The sequence below is a fragment of the Mesorhizobium sp. M2A.F.Ca.ET.037.01.1.1 genome (assembly GCF_003998075.1).
In the GTDB taxonomy this organism is placed as follows: domain Bacteria; phylum Pseudomonadota; class Alphaproteobacteria; order Rhizobiales; family Rhizobiaceae; genus Mesorhizobium.
On the sequence record NZ_RZSA01001673.1, the window covers coordinates 1 to 632 of the forward strand.

The 632-nt window shown below is 65.5% G+C and carries 2 protein-coding genes; one reads left to right on the forward strand and one right to left on the reverse strand.

The window, feature by feature from the left end; translation table 11 throughout:
• Nucleotides 1-253, reverse strand: a 253-nt coding sequence (locus EOA27_RS39140; RefSeq protein WP_189562407.1) for a LysE family transporter, incomplete at its 3' end; no start/stop codon positions are given.
• A gap of 99 nt (nucleotides 254-352) precedes the next feature.
• Between EOA27_RS39140 and EOA27_RS39145 the strand changes: the two genes are divergently transcribed.
• Nucleotides 353-632 (forward strand): LysR family transcriptional regulator (locus tag EOA27_RS39145; protein WP_127259044.1); only part of this gene is annotated, 280 nt, incomplete at its 3' end.

Consider the following 632-nt stretch of genomic DNA (forward strand, 5'->3'; position numbering starts at 1 on the left):
GCCATATCAGATAGAGCGAGCCCGCTATCTTCATGGCGAGCTGCAGGGAGGGCACCGCGGCGAGCAGGCCGGCAAGGCCGGCCGCGCCGGCGGCCGCCACGGTCGCCAGCCCCGCCGCGCTGCCGGCCATCAGCGGCACCGAACGGCGAAAGCCGAATTGCGCGCCGGAGGCGGTCGACAATGTCGTGGCGATGCCGGGCGTCGAGGTCGAGATCAGCGCGAACAGGACCAGCGGGATGATGGTTTCGGACATGCGGGCTTCCCAGTCGAGGAGCCGGCATGCTTATGCGCTTGGCGGCATCAGTAAATGCAATGTTTGACATGGTTTGCATTATAGAATATAATGGAAGCCATGATCCGCGATCTCGACACGAGCCTCATCCGCACCTTCGTCATGACGGCCGACAAGGCCAGCATGACGGCGGCGGCCAATGCGCTCCACCTGACGCAAGGCGCCGTCAGCCAGCAGGTCAAACGGCTGGAAGATGTGCTGGGGCAACGCCTGTTCGAGCGCGACCGCCGCGGTCTGAAGCTGACCCGTTCCGGCGAGCGGCTGCTCGACAAGGCCAGGCGCCTGCTGCAGCTCAATGACGAGATCCTCGCCGAAATCAGGGGCGGGGCGGTTGCCGGAC